The 21609-nt window shown below is 64.2% G+C and carries 19 protein-coding genes; 6 read left to right on the top strand and 13 right to left on the bottom strand.

Features of this window, described 5'->3' with window-relative positions; all coding sequences use genetic code 11:
- Positions 1 to 120: 120 nt before the first annotated feature.
- Positions 121 to 1311: a mandelate racemase/muconate lactonizing enzyme family protein gene (locus CR152_RS29855; RefSeq protein WP_167399974.1), complete on the top strand. Its 1191-nt coding sequence runs from the start codon at positions 121 to 123 to the stop codon at positions 1309 to 1311.
- A complete protein-coding gene (locus tag CR152_RS29850; protein ID WP_099881061.1) occupies positions 1308 to 2177 on the top strand; it encodes a class I SAM-dependent methyltransferase in 870 nt (289 codons plus the stop codon). The genes CR152_RS29855 and CR152_RS29850 overlap by 4 nt, the downstream gene beginning before the upstream one ends.
- Positions 2178 to 2183: 6 nt before the next feature.
- On the opposite strand, the gene CR152_RS29845 is transcribed toward CR152_RS29850, so the two are convergent.
- The 5 genes from CR152_RS29845 to CR152_RS29825 form a co-directional block, all read right to left on the bottom strand.
- Positions 2184 to 3584 (bottom strand): phenylacetate--CoA ligase family protein, encoded by a 1401-nt coding sequence (locus CR152_RS29845; protein WP_099881059.1) that lies wholly within the window; start codon positions 3582 to 3584, stop codon positions 2184 to 2186.
- Between the two features lie 31 nt (positions 3585 to 3615).
- Entirely contained in the window at positions 3616 to 7401 is a 3786-nt protein-coding gene (locus tag CR152_RS29840) for an autotransporter outer membrane beta-barrel domain-containing protein (protein WP_157778826.1), read from the bottom strand.
- A gap of 730 nt (positions 7402 to 8131) precedes the next feature.
- Complete coding sequence (gene cls / locus CR152_RS29835; RefSeq protein WP_099881055.1) at positions 8132 to 9523, bottom strand: cardiolipin synthase; 1392 nt, start codon at positions 9521 to 9523, stop codon at positions 8132 to 8134.
- Positions 9520 to 11616 carry a site-specific recombinase gene (locus tag CR152_RS29830; protein ID WP_099881053.1) on the bottom strand — a complete coding sequence of 699 codons (2097 nt, stop codon included), beginning with the start codon at positions 11614 to 11616 and terminating at the stop codon, positions 9520 to 9522. Before CR152_RS29830 ends, cls begins: the two co-directional genes overlap by 4 nt.
- 94 nt (positions 11617 to 11710) lie before the next feature.
- Positions 11711 to 12400 (bottom strand): hypothetical protein, encoded by a 690-nt coding sequence (locus tag CR152_RS29825; protein ID WP_099881051.1) that lies wholly within the window; start codon positions 12398 to 12400, stop codon positions 11711 to 11713.
- A 165-nt stretch (positions 12401 to 12565) separates the two neighbouring features.
- Between CR152_RS29825 and CR152_RS29820 the strand changes: the two genes are divergently transcribed.
- The gene (locus CR152_RS29820; RefSeq protein ID WP_099881049.1) at positions 12566 to 13402 is read left to right on the top strand and encodes a branched-chain amino acid aminotransferase; all 837 of its coding nucleotides are present in this window, start codon (positions 12566 to 12568) and stop codon (positions 13400 to 13402) included.
- A 28-nt stretch (positions 13403 to 13430) separates the two neighbouring features.
- Here the strand turns inward: CR152_RS29820 and CR152_RS29815 are convergent, their stop codons facing one another.
- From CR152_RS29815 to CR152_RS29800, 4 genes are all read right to left on the bottom strand, one after another.
- Positions 13431 to 14021, bottom strand: coding sequence for a DUF3617 domain-containing protein (locus CR152_RS29815; protein ID WP_099881047.1), 591 nt, complete (start codon positions 14019 to 14021; stop codon positions 13431 to 13433).
- Positions 14022 to 14132: 111 nt separating this feature from the next.
- Positions 14133 to 14417: a hypothetical protein gene (locus CR152_RS29810; protein WP_099881046.1), complete on the bottom strand. Its 285-nt coding sequence runs from the start codon at positions 14415 to 14417 to the stop codon at positions 14133 to 14135.
- A 78-nt stretch (positions 14418 to 14495) separates the two neighbouring features.
- Positions 14496 to 14951 (bottom strand): hypothetical protein, encoded by a 456-nt coding sequence (locus CR152_RS29805; protein WP_099881044.1) that lies wholly within the window; start codon positions 14949 to 14951, stop codon positions 14496 to 14498.
- A gap of 46 nt (positions 14952 to 14997) precedes the next feature.
- Complete coding sequence (locus tag CR152_RS29800) at positions 14998 to 15585, bottom strand: NUDIX domain-containing protein (protein ID WP_099881042.1); 588 nt, start codon at positions 15583 to 15585, stop codon at positions 14998 to 15000.
- An 85-nt stretch (positions 15586 to 15670) separates the two neighbouring features.
- Here CR152_RS29800 and CR152_RS29795 point away from each other — a divergent pair, with 85 nt between their 5' ends.
- Positions 15671 to 16441, top strand: coding sequence for a DeoR/GlpR family DNA-binding transcription regulator (locus tag CR152_RS29795; RefSeq protein WP_099881040.1), 771 nt, complete (start codon positions 15671 to 15673; stop codon positions 16439 to 16441).
- A gap of 47 nt (positions 16442 to 16488) precedes the next feature.
- On the opposite strand, the gene CR152_RS29790 is transcribed toward CR152_RS29795, so the two are convergent.
- The 4 genes from CR152_RS29790 to CR152_RS29780 form a co-directional block, all read right to left on the bottom strand.
- Positions 16489 to 17154 (bottom strand): YiaD family glycine zipper/OmpA-like lipoprotein, encoded by a 666-nt coding sequence (locus CR152_RS29790; RefSeq protein ID WP_099881038.1) that lies wholly within the window; start codon positions 17152 to 17154, stop codon positions 16489 to 16491.
- 106 nt (positions 17155 to 17260) lie between these two features.
- Entirely contained in the window at positions 17261 to 17407 is a 147-nt protein-coding gene (locus CR152_RS33445; protein ID WP_103170603.1) for a lmo0937 family membrane protein, read from the bottom strand.
- A gap of 92 nt (positions 17408 to 17499) precedes the next feature.
- The gene (locus CR152_RS29785; RefSeq protein WP_099881037.1) at positions 17500 to 17730 is read right to left on the bottom strand and encodes a hypothetical protein; all 231 of its coding nucleotides are present in this window, start codon (positions 17728 to 17730) and stop codon (positions 17500 to 17502) included.
- A 171-nt stretch (positions 17731 to 17901) separates the two neighbouring features.
- Positions 17902 to 18636 (bottom strand): glycine zipper 2TM domain-containing protein, encoded by a 735-nt coding sequence (locus tag CR152_RS29780; RefSeq protein ID WP_099881036.1) that lies wholly within the window; start codon positions 18634 to 18636, stop codon positions 17902 to 17904.
- A 237-nt stretch (positions 18637 to 18873) separates the two neighbouring features.
- Between CR152_RS29780 and CR152_RS29775 the strand changes: the two genes are divergently transcribed.
- Both CR152_RS29775 and CR152_RS29760 read left to right on the top strand, forming a co-directional pair.
- On the top strand, positions 18874 to 19605 hold the full coding sequence (locus CR152_RS29775; RefSeq protein ID WP_099881034.1) for a Crp/Fnr family transcriptional regulator: 732 nt from the start codon (positions 18874 to 18876) through the stop codon (positions 19603 to 19605).
- Positions 19606 to 20253: 648 nt separating this feature from the next.
- Positions 20254 to 21434, top strand: a protein-coding gene (locus CR152_RS29760; RefSeq protein WP_208640061.1) for an IS3 family transposase whose coding sequence is annotated in 2 segments (ribosomal slippage) — positions 20254 to 20503 and positions 20503 to 21434 — 1182 coding nt in all. Because the reading frame shifts where the segments join, the coding sequence is not laid out codon by codon here.
- The last annotated feature ends 175 nt before the right edge of the window (positions 21435 to 21609 follow it).

The raw sequence follows: 21609 nt of genomic DNA, 5'->3' as shown, positions 1-21609 counted from the left end.
CGGTACAATAGGCTGTGCGGCCGCTCCCGCGGGCGCCGATGCAAAAGTCCTGTGCCGGTGTGCAGCACGCGCCGGCGCAGCGGATGTCCGATGGCCCGACCTCACTGGCGCGATTTGCTCATGGCTGATTTTTCCCCTGAAAGTGCGCGTGCCGCGCCGCTGACCATCGTGCGGGTCGAGGCATGGAAGGTGCGCATGCCGTATCTCGCGCCCATGCAGTCTTCGCGCGGGCGCCTGGAGGTGGGCGAGAAGGTGCTGCTGCGCCTGACCGCGCTCGATGGCACCGTGGGCCTGGGCGAGGCCTCGATCATTTTCCCCGCGCGCGACGGCGAGTGCGCCGACTCGGTGTTCCGCCGCCTGGCAGAGGTCACCGGCCCGCTCCTGCTGGGCCAGGACGGCGCGCGCATCGTCACCATCTTGCAGACCCTGGCGGGCCTGTCCTCGGAACGCCATGCCTTTCCCACGTCCCTGTGCGCCATCGACCTGGCGCTGCACGACCTGAAGGCGCGCCACCTCGGCATCCCGGTTGCCGACCTGCTCGGCGGCGCGACCCGCGAACGCTTTGCCCTCTCGCGCAGCATGGCGATGCCGGACGAACGCACGGCGGTGCAATCGGCCTGCACGCTGGCCGAGATGGGCTATCGCCTGCTCACCCTCAAAGGCAGCGCCGACTGGCGCCACGACATCCGCATGGCGCGCGCCGTGCAGCGCGCCGTGGGCGCCAGCGCGCGCATCGAAATCGATCCCAACCAGGCGTGGCACTGCAAGGCGGCGCTGGCCGTCGATGCCGCCTTGCAGGAGTGCGAGCTCGAATGCATCGAGCAGCCGTGCGCCTGGTGGGATATCGAGGCCATGCAGCTGATCACCGAACGCGCGCATGCGCCCATCGCGGCCGATGAAAGCGTCCTGAGTCCGGCCGACGCGATGCGCGTGGTGCGCGCGCGCGCGGCCGACATCATCACGGTCAAGCTGGCAAAATCGGGCGGCTTGCGCGCCTCCTCGGCCATCGTGGCGATCGCCGAGGCAGGGGGGCTGCAGTGCAACCTGGGCTCGAAACATACCCTGGGCGTGGGCAGCGCGGCCCTGCTGCACTTTGCCGCCGCCCATCCCGCTGTCGGCGAGTTCGTGGGCTACGGTTCCGCGCTCGAACGCTTCGTCGGCGACATCATCAACGAAACCATCGATATCCGGGATGGCCAGGCGCGGCTGCCGCCTGGTCCCGGCTTCGGGGTCACGCTGAACGAGGAGGCTATCGCGCGCTTCTCTCTTGCTTCGGCCGATCTGTCGGCCGAACGGGCACGCGCGCGGTGACGCCGCCGCCCTGCGCTACCTACCACCATGCGGCGCGGCGCGGTCTCCTGCTGCAAGCCTTGCCGGCCTTGCTGGCGATGCAATCGCCCTACCATACCGGCTGGGTCGTGCTGCAACTGCTGGGCATCATCAGTGGCCTGGACAGCGAGCGCGCGCAGATCGTGCGCCATCTGCGGGCCCTGGCGCGCGCGCGGCCTATCGCCTCGGTCTACATCGCCGGCAGTGCCGATTGCGGCCTGCTGTCGGTGCTGCACGAAGCGTTCGGCGAGGGCATCGCGGCGCTCGACGTGCGCGTCGCCGACCGCTCTCCGGTGCCGCTGGCGCTGTGCCGGCAGTACGCGGGCGCGATGGGCTTTGCGGTGACGCTGGAAGTGCACGACCTGTGCGCGGCGCCCGATCCGGACGGGTGCCGGTTCGATCTTGTGCTGACCCATTCCCTGCTCAGTTTTATTGCGCCGGATGCGCGCGCCGCGCTGGTCGGCCATCTGGCGGCGCGGCTGGACGTGGCGGGCAGCTTGCTGCTGTACCAGAGCGTGCGCGCGCAGCATGGCTTGTCGCTGCTGGCGTATTCGCCGCAGCAGGTCGACAGCATGGTCGCTGCCAGCCTGGCGGCCCAGGCCACTGCTGCGCGGCGCCTGGCCATGTTCACCGACCATGAACTCGAATCGATCGTGCGCGCCTTCTGCGCGGCCAAGATCACCCATGCGGTGGCCTCGGTGGACGAATTGGCCGGCAATGCCCGCGCTGCCGGCCTCACCGGCGTGCGCTGCGAGCCGCTGTCGGCGCAGGACCTGGCCGGGCACCGGCCTGCCACGCCGGAAAGCCGCTACGTCAAATGGATGGTGCAGGGACAGCGGGCCGCCTGAACGCCGTCACGGCGCTTGCGGCGCCGTTGCAATGGCCGCGACGAACTCCTCGAATTTGCCGTTCGCACTGCGCGCGATGGCGTCCAACCGCTGCGCCGTGACGTTCACGCCGGGCGGTAAGCGCTGCGCCACTTGTGCCGTGAGCGTGGTTTCTTCCTCGGGCGAGAGCGCGCTGGCGCTGACATAGCGGATCTGCACCTGGTCGAGCGCGGTCTGGACCACCTGGCGCTGGATGATGCGCGGACCGCCGCTGCCTTCGCCGGTGGCACTGTCGCGAAAGCCGAAGGTGGGCCAGTAGCGTTTTGCGTCGGCCGTCACCAGCATGTTGCGGGTCCGTCCGAGGATGCGCGTCAGAACCGGCAGGCCGCGCCCGCAGGAGCAGGGCGGGCCGGCTTCGGCCATGTCGCCCAGTTCGTAGCGGATCAGCGGCATCGCAAAATTCAACAAGCCGGTGACCACCACGCGTCCGATGGCGCCCGGCGCGCAGACATTGCCATCGTCGTCCAGCACTTCGAGCAAGACGTTTTCGGACTGCACATGATAGTGGCCGCTGTGCGGGCAGCGGATGGCGAGGTAGCCGAATTCCTCGGATGAATAGGTATCGTTGACCGGCACGCCCCACGCCTCGCGGCAGGCATCGCGCACCTGCGCATCGAGCGGCTCGCCGAAGGTGCGCACCTCGCGCAGGCCCGGCAAGCGCACGCCTTGCTGGCGCGCCAGGCTGGCCAGTTGCAGGGCGAGCGAGGGATAGGTCAGCAGATAGCCGGGCGCGCGCTGCACCAGCCATGCCAGCTGGGCCTCGACATCCACGCTGACCGGGCACAGATACGCCGGTCCGGTGTGGAACATGCGGGTCGGCATGCCCCAGTTGTCGGCCTCGTCGGCGTCGCCGCGCCGGATGATGCACAGCGTTTGCAGCAAGTCGCGCCGGTGCCAGGCATGGTCGCGCAAGGTCAGCGCTTCCCATATCAGCTGGTTCAGGTAGGTTTTGCGAAAGCGCACCGGGGTACCGGTGGAGCCGGAGCTGCTGCCGTCGGCGAGCGGGCCGTGTTCCGACGGCACCGCGCCGCTTTGCAGCTGCGCAAACTGCGCCTGCAGGTCGCGCCGGGACAAGGATGGCAAGCACGCAAAGTCGTGCGCAGTGACGGGCGCGCCGTCGCACCATTGCGCAAGCAGGCCGGGCGGCCAGTGCTCGCGGTACCAGGGGACGGTCAGCGCGGCATGCCGCACGATCTGCTCCAGCTGGACCGACTGGCGCGCCGCGATATCCCGCGGGGCCAGCCATTGCTCGGTTTCCATCTGGCGGAACAGGGAGTAGACCAGGCTGCCCCGCACATCCGGGACGGCCGGCCACTCGATGCCGCTCAAACTGCTTTTCAAACGCCATGCGGGTACGTCGTTCGACATCGGTCTCCTTGTGTCAGGGTCGAGGCGCCGCTCAGAACTGCTTGCGCAGTTTCAGCGACACACTTTGGGCGCGGTAGCCGCGATGCGCTTCAGCGTCGTAGCGCGCCGTCAGTTCGGTGCTGCCGGTGCGCAGCAGCGTCACGCCGGCGCCGGCGCGGGCAAACAGCGGCTTGGGATCGATGCCGCTGGTGGTGAAGGCTGGTCCGCCACCGGCAAAGGTCGCCACGACCGAGGTTTGCTCGGCCAGGAAATCATAACCGAACCCAAGGTTCGCCGAGAACGTCAACTCCTTCGATGGCGAATGATTGAACTTGACGTCGCCGTACAGGATGAACTGCTTGGCGCGTTGGCTGTTGACCAGCAAGTTCAGGGCGCCGGCACCGGTTTCGGCGTAGGCCTTGTTCTTGACAGTGGTGTAGTCCAGGCGCATCGATGGCGTCAGATTGGTTTGCTCGCTCAGGCGCAGCACACGGGCGATGCCGGTGCCGGCATGCAGGCTCATGCCGCGGTAGTCGCTGCTGGCCATGCGCGTCAGGCCGCCAAAACTGATGAGCCGGCGGCCCTCGGTCTTGTTGGTGCCCATGTCGAGCTGCCAGCTGATGTCGGTATCGGCGTCCAGGTTGTGGCTGCCGTAGGTCATCAGTTGCAACAGGTCGATATCGGCCGTCTGCGCGCTCACGCCGGTGCCGTCCAGACTGGTCCTGGCATAGGTCACCGCGAAGCCGACGCGGTCGGCACTGCTGACCACGCCGTCCGCTCCGACGATCAGGCCGCCGCTGTCGGCCTCGTAGCCGGGGGCGCCATTGCGTTCGCTCTGGCGTCCCCAGGATCCGAACGGCTTGGCCCACACTGCGCGATCGCTGCCGTAGCCGTCACCGGCCGACAGGCCGCGGTTCGATTCGATGCGGGCCTGCACCACGCGGTCGGTCAGGTTCATGGTACGGGCCAGCGCGGCGGCGGTGCCGCCGGCTGCCAGCGGCAAGCTCTGGCCGACCGCATCGGACACTTCTTTCGCGGTCGACAGCTTGCCCAGCGCGGTGATGACCTGGCCCATGTCGCCGCCGGTGCTGTTGGCGATCAGGGTGTCGAACACGCGCGCCGCACCGCCCCCGGACGAATTGCCAGTGGCCACGATGGCCGAGATGGCGGTGTTGGCCGGTGGCGGCGGAGTGATCGGCGGCGTCGGGGTCGGTACAGGTGTCGGAACGGGCGGCGGGACCGGCACCGGTGTCGGCACTGGTACCGGAACCGGCGTCGGCACTGGCACCGGTGTCGGCACTGGCACCGGAACGGGCGTCGGCACTGGCACCGGTGTGGGAACAGGCACCGGAACTGGTGTCGGCACTGGCACCGGTACCGGCGTCGGGACCGGCGTTGGCACCGGAACCGGAACCGGAACCGGTGTCGGTACCGGGGTCGGAACCGGCGTGGGTGTCGGCACCGGAGTCGGGGTCGGTACTGGCGTTGGTGTGGGCACCGGCGTCGGTGTCGGCGTAGGTGTCGGGGTTGGCGTCGGCGTTGGCGTAGGTGTCGGGGTTGGCGTCGGCGTCGGCGTTGGCGTCGGCGTCGGCGCCGAGGCAATCACCAGATCGACCGACTTGCCATTTTTCACGCCAGTCAGGCTGAACAGGAAGCTGTTGTCGGTCACGGGAATGGTGGACGCCGTGGTCAAGGTGCCGCTGGCCTTGATCACATCGGCCAGGACGGTTCCGTTGGCAAGGACCGGCGCGCCGGTAACGTCGACATCGATGTTGCTGCTGGCGGACAGGTCGACATTGCCGGTCACGTTCAGTTTGCCGTAGGTCGTGGCGTTGGTCAGGCCGGTGCGGAACACGCCGCTGGCAGCCTGGACATAGTCGCCCGTCAGCGAGACGGTATGGCCGGCGGCGACCGACATGATGCCGCTGTTGGTCATGGTCGTCGCACCGATGTTCAGCGCACTGGTCGAACGCAGGGTACTGGCCGCGCTGATATTGAGCTGGCTCAAGCCGGCAAAATCGCCGCCGGCCGTCATCGCGCCGGTATTGAGCGTGCCGGTGCCGATATTGACCACGCTGCCGGTGCCGCCGGTGACGGTGCCGGTCACGCTGGCGGTGCTGCCCAGGATGGTTAGGGTATTGATGCCGAGCGCGACCGCGCCAGTCAGGCTGCCGCGGTTGGTGACGGTGAACGGGCTGGCGCTGTTGGTGAAGTTGAGCGCATTGGCGCCGCTGATGGCGCCGGTGCCGCTGTTCAGGATGCCGCCGTCGAGAACGCTTGTGCCCGTGATCGCGATGCCGGTGTTGGTGCCGCTGATCGTGCCATCGTTGGTGATGCCGCCATGCACTTCCCCGTTGGGCACGGTGATGCCGATATCGGTGGCGGTGATGGTGGCGCCGACCTGGTTAGTGATGCCGTCGGCCACGATGTTGGCGCCGCTGCCGACGTACACGCCGCGCGCGCCGTTCAGGGCGCCGTTGTTAGAGATCCCGCTCGCCAGGCTGGTGCCGGTGCCATCGAGATGGATGCTGTTGCCGTTGGCGCTGTTGATGATGCCGGAGGCGTTGTTGCTGATGTAGTTCGCCGTTGCGCCGGCCATCATGTGAATGCCGGCGCCGCCAGTGCTGGTGATCGTGCCGGCGTTGATAATCGCGCCGCTGATAACCGGGCCGCTGATCTGGGTATTGCTCACGGAAATCGAATCGCCGCCGCTGTTGATCGTGCCCGCGTTGACGATCTTGCCGGTGATGGTGGTCCCGTTGTACGCCACGATGCCGCCTTCGGCGCCGTCCAGCAGGCCGCGGTTGGTGATGTCGCCGGTGATCTGCGAAATGTTCAGATCGATCCCGCGGCCGCCATGCGTCTCGGCGCCGGTATCGTTCATGATGCCGCCGCCGCTGATGGTGCTCGTCTGCAAGCCGATGGCGTGGGTGGCGTTGAGGGTGCCGGCATTGACGATGCCGCCGCTGATGGTGGAGTTGCTCGAATAGATCGCCAGGAAGCCGCCGTTGATGGTGCCCGACGCGGTATTTTCGATCTGGCCGACAGTGGAACTGCCTTGTACCGTCAGGGCGTTGGAATTGGAGCTGCCCATCGTGCCGCTGTTGCTGATCTTGCCGCTGACGGTGCTCGCGACCAGCGACAGCGCCGGACTGCCGCCTTGGGTGTCGATGGTGCCGCTGTTGAGGATATCGCCGGTGACGGTGGCGGTCGACATGGCGATGCCGCGTGCGTTTTGCCCTGGCGTATGGCCGATGTGTCCCTGGTTGACAATGCTGGCGCCGATCTGCGATCCGCTGATGTTGAGCGCGGCGAAGCCGCCGGCCGAGCGGATGTCGCCGCCGGCGGCATTGCTGATGCCGCCCTGCAAAGTACTGTTGATGATATTGATCGCGGTACCGTTGACGGCGCTGATCACGCCGGCCGGGCCGTTGCTGATGGCGCCGGTGACGGTGGCGCCGTTCAGGCGGATGCCTTCCTCGGTCACGCCGCCCCATGGCCCGGTGGAGGCGATGGTGCCGGTATTGGTGATGCCGCCGGTAAGCGTGCCTTCGATGTTGAGCGCGACCGCGACCGGGTTGATGGTGCCGGCATTGGTGATGGAGCCGGCGGTGATGCCGGGAGCGAGTTGCACGCCATTGTTTGGCGTGTTGGCCAGCGGGACGGTGATGACCCCGGTGGCGGTGACGTCGAGGCTCTCGCCGGCGCCGATCGTGCAGGTGTTATCGATGGTGATGTTGTCCACCGTAATGATGCCGCCGCTGGCAACCGGACAAGGGTTGCCGATCGCCGAGGCGTTGGCCATCAGCAGACAGGCACCGGCGACCAAGACCGCCATTTGTTTTTTTTGAAAATTGAAATTCGCCATGAGATCAGTTCCCCGGTTCAGGTGCGCAACAGAATGTGAAGGCGCCCTGCAAGGAACTCGCGCGCGCCCGATGAATCAAGGCTTCACTTGATTTATCTCAAGTGGCGCTGACCCCTATGTGCTTTGAATATAGCGAAACACTATTTTTAAGTAAATGATGTTTCGCTCAGCACACACCGGAATCCCATTGTGTAACAACACATTGACCGAAGTACGGTCGATAGCGGGTCAGATCCTCATGCCGCTCAATTAAGCCGTTTTCTGACCACAAACTTCAAAACCGTCATTCCTGCCATTGGCAGAAATGACTTCCCGCGCCAAGGCGGCACTCGGCGGGAATCCAAGTTGGTCGAGCCGCCTGTGACTGCGCTACGGAATTGGATTCCCGCCTCTCCAGGAACTGGTCTCTGGACTCGATGGCGTTTAGGTTCAGCGTTTTTCTGACCACAAACTTCAGAACCGTCATTCCCGCGCAGGCGGGAATCCAATTTTGTTCCGTAGCCGTCGGCTCAGCGCCGGACTTGGATTCCCGCCGAGTGCCGCCTTGGCGCGGGAATGACGAAGCTTACGTTAGCGGCATTAGTCTTTGGACTTGCCTCGTTCTAAGGGATTGGAGAAGTTTCTTAGAAACTGGAGGCTGCGCGGGAAGTCATTTCTGCCAATGGCAGGAATGACGGAGCTTAAGTTGGCGGCATTCGGGTCAGATCCAGTATTCGGTCAGGCGTGCCGCCCATTCCTTGAGGCGGTCGCTCCACGGGCGGTCGCGCCACTGTTCGAGGGTAATCTCCTTGGAGTCGCGCATATCTTCCGAAAACGCGCTTTCCATGTCGGTGCCGAAACCGGCGTCGAGCACCACCACGTTCAATTCGTAGTTGTGCAGAAAACTGCGGCGGTCGATATTGGCCGAGCCGACGGTCGACCAGGTGCCATCGATCACCGCTGTCTTGGCATGCAAAATCGCTACCTGCAACTGGTGAATCTTGACCCCGCTCCTGAGCAGCTCATCGTAAAACGCGCGCCCCGCATGGAACACCAGGCCGTGATCGGTCACGCCGGGCAGCACCAGGCGCACGTCCACGCCGCGCTTGGCGGCCGCGCACAGCGCATCGACAAACTGGCGGTCCGGCACAAAATAGGCCGAGGTGATGTGCACCGATTTCTTCGCTTCCTGGATCGCCAGCATGAACGACTTGTAAATCTCCGACTCGCGCTCGGGATCGGTGGCCAGCACGCGCACGATCTTGTCGCCGACCGGCACCAGGGGCGGGAAATACTCGCGCTCGGGCAATTCGCCCGCATCCTGGTTGACCCAGGCGTCGATGAAGTGATACTGCAGCGAGGCCACCGCCGGGCCCTCGATCTTGAGGTGGGTATCGCGCCAGCCAACTTTCTTGCTGTCGGTCGTGTCCGGCTTGCGCTTGGAGCGGAAGAAGGAACTGTTGGCGTAGGTACTGCTGATGTTGATGCCGCCCGTGAACGCGACCTTGCCGTCGACCACCATCAGCTTGCGGTGGTCGCGGTTGTTCAATTCCCACTTGCCGACCCGGGCCGCCGGATTGACCGGGTTGAAGGCCACCATGGCAATGCCTGCCTGCTTCATGCGCTCGAAGAATTCCTTGGGCGTGGCCAGGGTGCCGACGCTGTCGTACAGCACGTTGACGGTGACGCCCTGTTTTTGCTTCTCGATCAGCACGTCGGCGAACTGCAGGCCCACTTCATCCTGGTCGAAAATATATGTTTCCAGGTTGATCGAGGTTTTGGCGCTGCTGGCGGCGGCCATCATTTCTCTCATGGTGGCCGGGCCGTCGAACAGCAGGGTAACCTTGTTGCCAGCCACCAGCGGCACGCCGGTGGCCGCTTCTTCCAGCACCGCCAGCGCCTTCATGTCGGGCGTGGCCTTGGCCCAGCGCCGCGCCAGCAGGTCGGCGGCCTTTTTCTTGTCCATCCGGCCCTTGCCGGTGGCCACCGTCGGGGTGGAGCGCGCCGCCGGGGCATCCGTCAGGCCGTCCATCGAGGGCAGCGCGGTGCAGGAAGCCAGGCCAACGGCCAGGGCCAGCACGGCCAGCCAGGCAGCGACGCGTGGTTTTGTCATTTTGATCCCCTAATTGGTACGGCTTCGAGCGGCTCCGACGGCATGTCCTTGGGCCCGATGAAAAAATCGATGGGGGCGGCCAGGAAACGCCGTCCGAGTGCTTTCAACAGAAGAATACCGTGTTCGAAGTGAATCTTGCGCGCGCGAAGCGCAACTAAAAGTGCTAAGCCGAAACTTACCACGAGATTGACCGTGCCGATCGATAAAAATCCGCCGATCGAGGTCAGCGCCAGTTCCCAGCTCATATTGTGGTCCAGCGCCACCAGCGCGGTGGCGAAGTTGGCGGACGAGAAGGTGACGTGGCGGATGTCGAGCGGCAGGCCGAACAGGAAGCCGAGGGTGCCGATAGTGCCGAGCAGGATGCCGAAATACAGGTTGCCCATCAGGCTGCCCAGGTTGTTCTCGATGTACATCGACAGGCGGCGCAGGCGGTCCGGCCCCAGCAGGCGGCCCAGGCCGCGCAGCTGGTAGACGCGCTGCGCCATGCGGGTGTACAGCGCCTTGTTATCGAAGTAGCCAGAAATCAGGCCGGCCACGAACAGGCACACGCCGGCAATGGCGGCGTAGAACAGGGCCAGGCTGTGGATCGGGTCGATGTCGTGCAGCAGGTGCATGGCCTTGTCGGGCGTGACCAGGTGGCGGCCGGTGGCGTAGTGGTAGCCCATGGCGATCAGCCAGGCGGTCGGAATGGCCGTGGCCAGGTTGCCCAGCACGGCGAAGCACTGGGTGCGGAATACCTTGTTGATGAGCGCAGCCATGCTGTCGAGGTCGATATTGCGCCCATCCTTGCTCGACAGGCCGGCGGCGATGCGCGAGGCGGTCATGGCCGGTTGCTTGGTGGCCACGGTGAAATGCAGCACGTGGATCAGCATGAAGCCGAGCGAGTAGTTCAGGCTGAACAAAAACGCTTCGACCAGCGGCGCGGCGCGCAGTGTGCCCAGCAAAATCTTGAACAGCGCCATGAAGCCGACGATGAGGCCGGCCCCGGCCGAGGACAGGAACATGCCGCCCAGCTGGGCGCGGGTGTCGGCGATGTAGTGTTCGCCGGTGCGGCTGGCGTTTTCGGTAACGTTGCGGGCCAGCAGGTCGATATTGTCGGCGAACAGGTCGCGCACCGTGTATTTGTTGTTGTGCGCTTCGACCAGTTCCTGCGCCAGGGCGATGGCGCCGGCGCGGCGCAGGCTGGTCGGCGGGGCGTAGTCGGGCGTGGCCTCGTTAGCCAGCGTTTCCAGGTCGACGCTGGGCGCGGCCGGCAAGTGGCCGCTGACGTCGACCAGGAACAGCAGCTTGCGCAGGCGGTCGATGCTCTGGGTCAGGGCCAGCAGCAAATAGGTGAGGGCGACGCTGGTGCCGTGGCTGAGCGCATTCTTGCGGATCTTGGCCACCACGCTGTCGCACTGGTCGAGCATGACCAGCAGATGGCGCGCATCGTCCATGCTGGCCGTTTCGCCGGTCAGCAGGCGTGCATAGCCGTCGAGGTAATTGTTGACCTCGATGTTTTGCATCAGGAACGGCGAATCGAAATTTTCGATGTCGGCGTGGCTGCTGATCAGGCGCGGCTCGAAGCCGAGCGCGCACACGCGGCAGGACAGGGTGCGGATCGCTTCGAGCATGCCGAGCGCGGTGGTGCGGCGCGCGTTGGCCGGGCTGGCGTGCGGCGCGGCTGTGGCATTGGACACCACGTCGAACAGTTCCAGCCAGTCGGCGGCCGGGACGGTACGAATCCAGCGGTAGTCGGTTTTGACGTACAGCACCTGGTCGATGGCGTCGCTCAGGTACACATCACCCAGCGCGGGCGGCAGGAAACGGTAGGAAATGCGGCGCTTCAATTCGGTGAAGAAGCCATCGTTGGACAGCACCCCGATGTCGGTGTACAGGCTGGCGTGGCGGCGGCTGTCGAGCACGCGCGTGACGTAGCTGCGCAGGGCGGAGGCCTGGGCGGGATTGCCCCTCAGTAGCTGGCACAGGGTGCGCACCCGGTCGGCGCTGGTGGCAATGTCGGCGCGGCGCCGCGGGCGCAGTTGTTCGACCAGGTCGACCAGGATGTCAATGCGGTCGCTGTGGGGATCGATTCGTTCTAAGGTTGAAAGCATGAAAAATAGCCGGAGCAACAGATACTAAAGGCGTAGTGTACGTTGATGACGCTCAGAAACTTTGTACGCTAGCGAACACACGGGCCAGCCGGGCTTAATCGGGGCAGATGGTGTATTTCTTGTCCCGGCTGCCATGGATGTCATTGACCGAGGGGTAGGTGATGCAATACGTGCCCAGCGCGGTCTTGATCTTGTATCTGCGCCCGCCGGCATCGGCGTTGCCGGTGGTGATTTCCTCGACCTCGGCCTTTTCGAGCAGGGTGGGCGCGCGCCGGGCCGACTGGATGCCGGCGATCAGGCGCTTCTGGGGCGAATCGTCGGGCACGCTGAACTTGTTGAGCGATTGCTTGCGCAAGTCCTTGTCGATTTTGGCCAGGTCGGCCATGGCTCGTTTGCGGATGGCGTCGGCGCCGCCGGGCGGCGCGGCAGGGGCGGGCTCGGCGAAGGGATCGGGCGGCACCACGGTGATCGCCGGCGCTTCGGGCTGGGGAGCGGGCACGGACGGGGCTGGCGGCGCGGGTGCGTCGGGGCGCTGGCGCGCGGCGCGCACGGGAGCAGGGGTCACGCTGGCTGCCGGCCTGACGCGCGTCTGCGGCGGGCTCTGGACGGGCTTGGCGGCGATGGCCTCGATCCACTGGATGCGCGGGCCGCTGTCGTCCTCGCGCGGCGGGGCTTTCTCGCGCGTATGGCGCCACGCCAGCAACAGGGCCGCATGCAGGCCGAGCACGAGGCCGATGGTGATCCAGCGCGTGGGAAGCCGGGGAGGAAGAGGATCAGTGGGCATGGCTCATCAATATGACGTTCGCGAATTGGACTGCGTTAAGTTAAATGTATCTTTGCAACATTCTCAATGCTAACAGTTCAGGCCGGCATATTGCCGGGCCCGTGATGGAGCACCACCTCTAAGTTCGGTTAAACTGGAACGCAGAACAATGACTGAGGGGCAAGTATGTATTTGACTTATTTCAAAGGGCAATGGGCCGAAGGTAATGTGCCGCTGTTCGGCGCGATGGACCATAGCGTGTGGCTGGGCTCGTCGGTATTCGATGGCGCGCGCGCCATCCGCGGCCAGTTGCCCGATCTGCGCCTGCATTTGCAGCGCGTGATTCACTCGGCCGAGCGGCTCGGTTTGCAATGTCCGCTGACGGTGGACGAGATGGAAGCGCTGGTGCGCGAAGGGGTGGGCAAGTTTCCGGCCGATGCAGAACTGTATGTACGCCCGCTGGTGTTCGGCGCCGAGGGTTTCCTGGTGCCGGTGCCCGAGAAGAGCGGTTTCGCGCTGACCTTGTTCGATGCGCCGATGCCGCCGTTCACCGGTTTTTCAGCCTGCCTGTCGAGCCTGTGCCGGCCGGACGCCAGCATGGCGCCGACCGATGCCAAGGCCTCGGCCCTGTACGCCAACACCACGCGCGCGATCCGCGAAGCGAGCGCGCGCGGATTCGATAATGCGGTGGTGGTCGACAGCGACGGCAATGTGGGCGAGTTCGCGACCTCGAACCTGTTCCTGGTCACGCCCGAGGGCAAGGTGGTGACGCCGGTGCCGAATGGCACTTTCCTGGCCGGCATTACGCGCGCCCGGGTGATCGGGCTATTGGCCGAGGCCGGCGTGGCGGTGGAAGAGCGCAGCGTGCACCCGGACGAGCTGCTAACGGCGCTGGAAATCTTCAACACCGGCAACTACGGCAAGGTCACCCCGTGCATCCGCTACGAAGGGCGCACCTTGGCCATCGGACCGGTGGCGACCCTGGCGCGCGAGCGCTACCTGGCGTTTTCGGGCGCGGCGTAACGCACTGCCGGCCGCGCCGCCGGATGCCTTATTTGCCGGCGGCCGGCTTGAGATCGACCGGCTTGACGTCGCCGCAGTTGGCGCCCAAATACTTGCCCGTCGATTCCATGGTCATGTTTCCCATGGCGCCGGCGGCGCTGGACGTCATCGTCACGGTCGAGCTGTAGGAGTCGGCCTGGTACGAAATCTTGCCCTCGCCGCTGGCTTGCGGGTTGACGCAGGTGTAAGAGAAACTTTGCGTGCCGCCCACCAGCGCTCCCTTCTTGTGGGTGCACTTGCCGTTGAGCTGGCCAAGATGGTTGCCGGCCGAATCGTCGATCATTTTCTGGGTGATGCACATCTTGACGGTGACGCTGCCGTCGTCGTTGAGCTTGAAGTTCGACGCACCGGAGTTGCCCATCGCTTTTTCCATCGCCTTGCGCTGTTCCGGCGGCATGGATTTCATCTGTTTCTGCATCTCTGCCATGGCCTTCGCAATCTCTGCGTTTTGCGAGGTCGACTTGCTGGTGTTTTCCCAGAGACCGGGCTTCATGTTCTGGGTGGCGGCGCTGGCGGGCGCGAGCGACAAGGTCGCGGCGGAAACGATGGCGAGGGCGGTCAGGCGAAGGCGTGGGTTCATGGTGTCTCCAGTGTGAATACGCGAGTTTATCGCGAAACGCGCACTGGATGTTGTTAATAGAACACGCAGGCGAACGGCGGGCCGCGCCGCCGCCGTCGGCCGGCAAGCCGATCAGTTGAACTCGTCGTCGCCTTCTTCGTCGAGGTCGTCGAGCTCGTCATCGCGTTGGTCGGCATGGTTCGCCGCGCTGTCGTTGCCGGCCTGGACGTCGCCGCGCGCGCGCCAGGACGGATCCGATCCAACCGCTTCCAGCAAACCCTTGACGCGGCGCACGCGCGCGCTCTGGTTGGCGTTGGTCTGGCCGGTGGAGGTCGCCGGCGCCGTGGCCGGTGCGGGCGCTTCCGCGCTCCAGGATTGCAGAGAATCCAAAAAATGGGCAAAACGCTCCGTGCTCATACCGTGCTCCTGTGCGAGTGGTCAACCTGCGAAAAGTGGGTACCGCCAACTGCGACGCCAATGCGGACGGCGTCCATCTCAATGCACCTGCGTGATCAAGGCGAGCAGCCGGACGTAGCCGAACACGTACGCAATGAACAGCACCAGCGCGCAGGGCAGGGCGACGGCCCAGGACTGGCGCGCATAATCGGTGCCCAGGCGCTCGCGGATGAAGCGCTCCTGGGGACTGGCCTCGGCGATATACCAGACCAGCAAGAAAATCACGTTGCTCATGCGTATGGGCAAGGACTCGCCGCACAGCAAGGAATAGTAGAAGTTGAGGATGAGCATCACCAGGCTGAGGGCGAACCACCAGCATGCGCGCACGGCGCGCCCGGGCTCGCCGAGCGCTTCCCAGTTGCGGATGATCAGGTAAGTGCCGAACAGGGGCGTGAGCAGCAGGCTCCAGCAGGCGGCGGCGTCCGGGTTCCACAGCGTGTCGCGCCGCGCGGCGCGCGCTGCCGGGTTCTCTGAGAGGGAGGTATGTGCATTCATAGGTGCAACTATCGCGTGCCTCCCACGCCGATGTATTGATCTGGCGCTAGGTTTGCGCCGACATCAGGTGCAACTGGAGATATTGCAACAGCAGGACCGTCTTGCCATCCATGATCTCGCCGCTGGCCATCATTGCCAGCGCGTCGTCGAAACCGAGTTCGAGCACGTCGATATCTTCACCTTCGGCGGCCAGGCCGCCGCCATCGCCCACCTTGTGTTCCGGCTCGTAGGCACCGATGAAAAAGTGCAGGCGTTCGGTCACCGAACCGGGACTCATGAACAGGTCATAGATTTTTTTCACGTCGTGAATGCGGTAACCGGTTTCTTCCTCGGCTTCCGCGCGGATGCGCTGCTCGGGGCTGGCATTGTCGAGCAGGCCGGCGGCCGCTTCGATCAGAAAACCGTCGTGGCCATTCACAAAAGCGGGAATGCGGAACTGGCGCGTGAGCAGCACCGTGCGCTGGCGCAGGTTGTACAGCAGGATCACGGCGCCGTTGCCGCGGTCGTAGACTTCGCGCGTCTGGCTCTGCCAGCTGCCGTCGCGCCGGCGCAGCGAAAAGGTCAGGCGCTTCAAGATGTACCAGTTGTCAGAGAGCAGTTCTTCCTGGTCGATGCGTACCCGTGTTTCTTGCATGGCGCTTCTCCGTGATTGTGCTTGGTGTTTTTTAGAATATCGTGCAAAATCGTGCAATGTCAAGAAAATACGTGCAGGAGCAGTCATGCTGACGACCCAGCGAAAACAATATCTGATGGACCTGTTGCGGCGCGACGGGCAGGTGGTGGCCAAGGCCGTGAGCGAGGAACTGGGTTTGTCGGAAGACACCATCCGGCGCGACCTGCGCGAGCTGGCGCGTGAAGGCTTGCTGCAGCGCGTGCACGGCGGTGCGCTGCCGGCCTTGCCCGCCTCGCCGGCGCTGGCCGACTTCCGCGCCCGTGCGCACATGTCGGCGCACGCCAAGGCGGCTATCGGCCGCGCCGCCGCCGCGCTGATCGTGCCGGGACAGGTGGTGTTCATCGATGGCGGCACCACGTCAGGCCACCTGGTGCGGTCCCTGGCGCCGGACTTGCGCGCCACGGTGCTCACCCACAGTCCCTCGGTGGCGCTGGCGCTGCTGGAGCACGAGCAGGTGGAGGTGATCATGCTCGGCGGGCGCCTGTACCGCCATTCGGTGGTGGGGGTGGGCGCGGCCACGCTGGAAGCGATCGCCCAGGTGCGCGCCGACCTGTGCTTCCTGGGCGTGAGCAGTATCGACCCGGATGCCGGCCTGTCCACCGGCGACGTCGAGGAGGCGGCCGTCAAGCGCGCCATGTTGCGCGCGGCCGCGCAGACCGTGGTGCTGGCCTCGCCCGAAAAACTGGCGACCGCCTCGCCCTACCGCATCGCCGGCGCCGACCAGATTGCCGCGCTGGTGGTGGCGCACGGCACCGACGACGCCTTGCTGGGGCGCTACCGCGCGCTCGGCGTGACGGTGCACGTGGCGCCGGCGTAAAAAAGCCGGCATCGCGATGCCGGCTTTTGGGGTAGTGCAGCGGGGGCTTAACCCTGGCGGTTCGGCTCGGCGACGTAGATCTCGACGCGGCGGTTGCGCGCGCGGCCGGAAGCGTCATCGTTCGAGGCGACCGGTTCGCGTTCGCCGCGGCCATCGATCATGATGCGGTTCGGCGAGACGCCGCGCGAGGCGAGATAATCGCGCGTCTGGGCGGCGCGGTCGACCGACAGCGGCTGGTTGACGGCGTCGCCGCCGGTGCTGTCGGTGTGGCCGATGATGGTCACGGTGGTCGCAGGATTGTCCTGCAGGGTCGCGGCGAAGCGTTCGAGCACCGGACGGAAATTCGATTTGATGTCGGAACGGCCGGTGTCGAACGACACGTCGGCAGGCACGTCGAGCTTCAGGCGGTTATCCTGGGTCTGGCTGACCTGGATGCCGGTGCCGCGCGTGGCTTGTTCCATGGCTTGCTTCTGCTGTTCCATGCGGTTCGACCAGATATTGCCGATGATCGCGCCGGCGGCGCCACCGATCAGGGCCCCCTTGCCCGCGCGTCCGCCGCTGCCGGCGGAGGCGCCAATGATGGCACCGAGGCCAGCGCCAACGCCGGCGCCGGTGGCGGTGCCGCGCTGGGTCGGCGACATGTCGGCGCAACCGGTGGCAAACATGGCGACGATGGTGATACCAATCAGGGATTTGCTCAGGTTCTTTTTCATAGTGTGGCTCCAAAAGTAATTAATCCGTTTCGCTGTCACACCAGGCTATGCCAGGCGCGACCGCGAAACGGATCGGACATCGGTCGATGGCCGGATCATGCGTCAGCTAGATACCTCGGCCGCTGATCAGGCGAACCAGAATCATGATGACTGCGACAACCAGCAAAATGTGGATGAAGCCGCCAATTGTATAGGAAGTGACCAAACCAAGCAGCCACAGGATAAGAAGTACGACGGCGATTGTATAGAGCATGATATTGTCCTCGGTGGGTTTTTATAGACGACTGGTATGTCGTGATTGCAGTATGCAGAACTCTTGCATGCCGCTCCGTACGCTGGCGTACATTAAGAATAACTTTTTTGTTCGTTTCGCAAGGCTGGCAACCATCCCAATACGCCAGCCAGGCCAACGAGACCGATCAGGCAGGCCACCAGGCCGCCGGCAATCAGGAACACCACATCCTGGGCTTGCATCGTGACGCTGCTGCCCGCCGCGACAGGTCCCGCGGCGCTGAAACCGAACAGCGTCACGATAATGCCCCAAGCTAAAATGCCGATCCAAACCATGCGGTTCATGATAAATCCCTCGTCTCTGGTGATACTGCCGCGCCGTTTGCTGCAGGCGTGAAGCCATTCTCCCGCCAGCTCATCAGGAGATCGGTTCGCTGGCACACATTGCAAAGAAGAAAACACAACGCCCCTTGCTTTTCAGCCAGGGGCGTTGTTTTTTTGTACTGCTGTTCGGGATCAGGCGGCCGAGCGCAAGGTCCCGTTGACGATCTTGACGCGGTCGCCCGCGCGCCAGCCGGCGGCGCTCTGCTGATGAAAGGTGCGCGCGCCGCCATCGTCGAGGCGCACGCGGATTTCGTAGCTGCGGGTCGCCTTCATATTGCCTTCGACCTGATTGCCGACCACAGCGCCGCCAACCGCGCCGGCCACGGTGGCCAGCTTGCGGCCGTTGCCGCCGCCGACCTGGTTGCCCAGCAGGCCGCCGAGCAGGGCGCCGCCGGCCGCGCCCAGGCCGCTGCCTTCGGCGCGCTGGCTCACTTCACGCACCGATTCGATATTGCCGCAGTGCGCGCACCAGCCGCTTTCCTTCACCGGTTCGGCCGCGGCCAAGCGCGGGGCCGGTTTGCGTTGCGGCGCCGCATTGTCGAGGGCGGCGCGTTCGGCGGCGCGTTCGCGCGCGGCGAGGCGATCGGCCGCGCGGTCGCGGTCGCGTTCACGGTCGCCGTCGTGGTCGAGCTCGCGCAGATCGAGCGCGGCCGGCTGGGGCGGCGTGGTGCCCTGCAGTTTGGAGGCGAGCACGGCGCGGTCGATTTCGCTCAGTTCGGCCGCGGCGGGCGTGCTGCCGATGGAGGACGGAATCCAGCCCAGGATGGCGGCCGTGCCGGTGCCGCAAAACACGATGACGGCGACCGCGGCGGCGAGCAGCAGGGGATGCCGCGCACTCGGCGCCGCGGGGGAAATGGGACTACTCATGGTGTTTCCTTTGGATTGAATGTGCGCTGCTGCACGGTCGGGTTGATGCAGGCCATTCTCCCGAGGATGCGGCGGTGCTTCCGTGCGTCACCGTACATACTTTGCCTATTATTGCCGTTACGCTGATTGAAATTGTTTGTAAATGTATCCGCAGTATTTACCTGGCCTTACCTATCTAATGATCGCTATCCGTTTTGACTTATGGTCGACCACACGCTTTGCTTGCCGGAGGGAGCGATGAATCACGTTTCCGCCGTAGAGCTCGACCACCCGAACGGCAACCAGTTACTCGCCGCCCTGCCGCATAACGATCTGGCGCGTCTGTCTCCCTTGCTCGAACCGGTGCAGGTGGAAGTGGGCGAGGTCCTGTACGAGCCGGCTGAGCCGGTGCGCTTTATTTATTTTCCGCACGATAGCCTGATCTCCCTGCTGGGCGTGGCCGAAGGGCGCATGACGCTCGAAGTGGGCCTGGTCGGACGCGAAGGCATGCTGGGCGCCACCGTCGCGCTCGGGCACGACACGGCGCAGACGCGCGCCATCGTGCAGCGCGCCGGGTGCGCCAGCCGCATGGACAGCGCCAAGTTCCGCACCGAGTTCGCGCGCAATCCGGCGCTGCAGCGGGTGCTGTACCGGTACACCGATACCTTGCTGGCGCAGGCGATCCAGATCGCCGTGTGCAGCCGTTTTCACGTGCTCGAAGCACGCCTGGCGCGCTCGCTGCTCATCACGCGCGACCGCCTCAAGTCCGACAAATTCCACCTTACGCACGAATTCCTGGCCCATGCGCTGGGCGTGCGCCGGGTCGGCGTGACCAAGGCCGCCAGCGCCTTGCAGCAGCAAGGGCTGATCATCTACAGCCGCGGCAATATCGAAATTCTCGACGTGCAGGGCTTGGCCGCGGCCTCCTGCAAATGCTACGAGATCGTCAAGGAAGCCGGCGCCAGCGCGCTGTCCACCGCTTTCGTCTGACCCGCCGGGCAGCGCCGGCCTACGGGTCTTGCCGCTGTCCGAGTACCTGCTTGCGGTACGCCATCCATTGCGTCAATCCTTGTTCCGGAACCGGCATTTGCTCCAGGAAAGTGCCGGCCGAGGTATTTATCGCTTGCCATCCATGGCGCAGGGGCAGCTCGACGATGGGGGGCGACAATCCCGCCGCCCGCCCGCCCGCCCGCGCGCTGGCGAAGGGGGAGGTGCAAGCGCCGTGGCCCCCTGTCTTATTACACGTCACAAAGACGAATTTCCGGAAGGTGGGCAATGTTAGCCCGGACGCTGTTCGGATGCGCTTGTTCAGCCGCACGTCGTTCATGGTATTTTTAATGGTCTTTATACTGCGGCTTGGTAAAAACCAGATGTAAAACAAGTCGGTAGCGTTGCCGTTAATGATCAGACAGGGGAGTAGTAGGATCCGGCTCAGTTTTAGGTCGACACAATGCGTACAGGGGGGTCAGTTTTCGGCCGGTGCCAACGAGCGTACATAAATCATCTTAGTGATCCGTCTAGCGCTCGAATTAGCTCCCCCACCCGTCCCCCACCGGGAGGCGCGGGAGGATATCTGCTGTGGTCTAATTTGCCCGGACACCTCAATAGGTGGAAAATCCACCATCTGAGGAGTAATACATGGCAACAAGAAAACGGAAGACATTCGATCCCAGCCTGAAGCTGGAAGTGGTTCGAATGATCAAAGAGCAGGGACAGAGCATTCAGAACGTCAGCGAGAGCATGAGCATCGGCCAGACCGCGATTCGCCGCTGGCTGACCCAGTACGGTGCTGAGCAGAGCGGCCAGCCGGGCATCGGCAAGCCACTCACTGCCGAGCAGCAGAGGATCCGGCAATTGGAGGCGGAAAATCTGCAGCTGAGACAGGATGTGACTATCTTAAAAAAGGCCTCGGCCTTCTTTGCCCGCGAAATGAAATGATGCATCAGCTCATTGTTCAACTGCAAAAGGAGGCCATTCCGGTTCAGAGCAGCTGCCGCATCCTCGACGTCAGCCGGTCCGGTTTTTACGCGTCGCAGCGCCGCTCCATCAAGCCAGTTGTCTGCAAGGAAACCGTGCACCTGAAGGCTTTGTTCATGGCAAGCCATCAGAGCTACGGCAGCCGTCGGTTGGTCACGGCCATGGCTGGCGAAGGCTTCCAAATCGGGCGCTACAAGGTGCGCAGTTTGATGCGTAAGGCGGCCTTGAAGCCCGTCTGGAAGCGAAAATTCGTTCACACGACAGACAGCAAGCACGACTTGCCTATTGCCGCCAATGTGCTCAATCGGCAGTTCAATCCAACGGCCCCAAATCTGGCATACGTCAGCGATATCACGTACATTCGCACCGGCGCAGGATGGTTGTACCTGGCCACAGTCCTGGACTTGTACGCGCGCAAGGTGGTCGGCTGGGCCATGGCACCGAGCATGCCTGCTAAGCTGGTCTGCGACGCATTGAACATGGCCATTCAACAGCGGCAACCGGCACCGGGACTCGTCGTCCATTCGGACCGAGGCAGCCAGTACGCGAGCGAGCTTTACCAGGATCTGCTGGCAGAACACGGCTTCGTTTGCAGCATGAGTCGTAAGGGAAATTGTTGGGACAACGCCGTTGCAGAGCGCTTCTTCTTGAACCTCAAGATGGAGCGTGTCTGGCAGCGCCAATATGCCAATCATGCCGAGGCCAAGGCCGACATCACCGACTACATCGTCGGCTTTTACAACTGCAAACGCATCAATTCAGCATTGGGCAATCTGTCGCCCGCCGTCTACGAACGGAAAATGGCAGTACGCGAACCTATCGTTGTGTCCGAAATAACTTGACCACAGCAGTGCAGCCTGGATCGCTGAACGAGGACGCATATCTTTAGGAAAGTCCCGCTCAAAAATTCCTAAGGAATATCCTGCACAGGTCGCCGCATAACTTGCTACTGCTTGCAGATCTGCCCGGCTGAGTTGGATCAAAAGATTATCGTTCATGACCATCGTGAAAGATGAA

The organism is Massilia violaceinigra (assembly GCF_002752675.1).
Taxonomy (GTDB): Bacteria; Pseudomonadota; Gammaproteobacteria; order Burkholderiales; family Burkholderiaceae_D; genus Telluria_A; species Telluria_A violaceinigra.
Note: the sequence above shows the minus strand (reverse complement) of the source record. Positions and strands in the feature narration are given on the sequence as shown.

What these genes read in the sequence shown, in the direction of transcription:
- CR152_RS29855 (WP_167399974.1), top strand. Translation starts at nt 121, where the DNA reads ATGGCTGATTTTTCCCCTGAAAGTGCGCGTGCCGCGCCGCTGACCATC.
- CR152_RS29845 (WP_099881059.1), bottom strand. Translation starts at nt 3,584, where the DNA reads ATGTCGAACGACGTACCCGCATGGCGTTTGAAAAGCAGTTTGAGCGGC.
- CR152_RS29840 (WP_157778826.1), bottom strand. Translation starts at nt 7,401, where the DNA reads ATGGCGGTCTTGGTCGCCGGTGCCTGTCTGCTGATGGCCAACGCCTCG.
- cls (WP_099881055.1), bottom strand. Translation starts at nt 9,523, where the DNA reads ATGACAAAACCACGCGTCGCTGCCTGGCTGGCCGTGCTGGCCCTGGCC.
- CR152_RS29830 (WP_099881053.1), bottom strand. Translation starts at nt 11,616, where the DNA reads ATGCTTTCAACCTTAGAACGAATCGATCCCCACAGCGACCGCATTGAC.
- CR152_RS29825 (WP_099881051.1), bottom strand. Translation starts at nt 12,400, where the DNA reads ATGCCCACTGATCCTCTTCCTCCCCGGCTTCCCACGCGCTGGATCACC.
- CR152_RS29820 (WP_099881049.1), top strand. Translation starts at nt 12,566, where the DNA reads ATGTATTTGACTTATTTCAAAGGGCAATGGGCCGAAGGTAATGTGCCG.
- CR152_RS29815 (WP_099881047.1), bottom strand. Translation starts at nt 14,021, where the DNA reads ATGAACCCACGCCTTCGCCTGACCGCCCTCGCCATCGTTTCCGCCGCG.
- CR152_RS29810 (WP_099881046.1), bottom strand. Translation starts at nt 14,417, where the DNA reads ATGAGCACGGAGCGTTTTGCCCATTTTTTGGATTCTCTGCAATCCTGG.
- CR152_RS29805 (WP_099881044.1), bottom strand. Translation starts at nt 14,951, where the DNA reads ATGAATGCACATACCTCCCTCTCAGAGAACCCGGCAGCGCGCGCCGCG.
- CR152_RS29800 (WP_099881042.1), bottom strand. Translation starts at nt 15,585, where the DNA reads ATGCAAGAAACACGGGTACGCATCGACCAGGAAGAACTGCTCTCTGAC.
- CR152_RS29795 (WP_099881040.1), top strand. Translation starts at nt 15,671, where the DNA reads ATGCTGACGACCCAGCGAAAACAATATCTGATGGACCTGTTGCGGCGC.
- CR152_RS29790 (WP_099881038.1), bottom strand. Translation starts at nt 17,154, where the DNA reads ATGAAAAAGAACCTGAGCAAATCCCTGATTGGTATCACCATCGTCGCC.
- CR152_RS33445 (WP_103170603.1), bottom strand. Translation starts at nt 17,407, where the DNA reads ATGCTCTATACAATCGCCGTCGTACTTCTTATCCTGTGGCTGCTTGGT.
- CR152_RS29785 (WP_099881037.1), bottom strand. Translation starts at nt 17,730, where the DNA reads ATGAACCGCATGGTTTGGATCGGCATTTTAGCTTGGGGCATTATCGTG.
- CR152_RS29780 (WP_099881036.1), bottom strand. Translation starts at nt 18,636, where the DNA reads ATGAGTAGTCCCATTTCCCCCGCGGCGCCGAGTGCGCGGCATCCCCTG.
- CR152_RS29775 (WP_099881034.1), top strand. Translation starts at nt 18,874, where the DNA reads ATGAATCACGTTTCCGCCGTAGAGCTCGACCACCCGAACGGCAACCAG.